The organism is Pseudomonas sp. TKO26 (assembly GCF_003225665.1).
In the GTDB taxonomy this organism is placed as follows: Bacteria; Pseudomonadota; Gammaproteobacteria; order Pseudomonadales; family Pseudomonadaceae; genus Aquipseudomonas; species Aquipseudomonas saponiphila.
Genome location: NZ_QKLN01000048.1, coordinates 1 through 462, shown reverse-complemented (window position 1 = coordinate 462; position 462 = coordinate 1). Strand labels below are relative to the sequence as shown.

The window sequence follows — 462 nt, the reverse complement described above, 5'->3', positions numbered from 1 at the left end:
GGTGTTGTACCTGTGCCAGATCCACGTATGGATGCATTAGCTGTTTTTGTTAAGCCAGAGCGCATTCTGCCAACAACAATGGAATTCGTTGACATCGCAGGTCTTGTAGCTGGCGCGTCAAAAGGTGAAGGTCTAGGTAACAAATTCCTAGCCAACATCCGTGAAACAGATGCAATTGGTCATGTTGTTCGTTGTTTTGAAAATGAAAATATCGTTCACGTTGCAGGTCGTATTGATCCATTAGAAGATATGGACATCATCAACCTAGAGCTTGCAATGGCTGACCTTGATACGTGTGAGCGTGCTCTTCAGCGTCTGGCTAAACGAGCTAAAGGTGGTGATAACGAAGCAAAATTTGAGATCAAAGTTCTTGAGAAAATGCTTCCTCACCTAACTGAAGGCGGCATGCTACGTGCGCTTGAGCTAACAAAAGAAGAAAAAGTAGCTATCGACTCCTTACAC

1 protein-coding gene is annotated in these 462 nt (G+C 44.2%); it reads left to right on the top strand.

What is annotated here, in order from left to right:
* The coding region (locus tag DNK59_RS31395; RefSeq protein ID WP_177431329.1) for a GTPase at window positions 1-462 on the top strand (462 nt) is incomplete at both ends.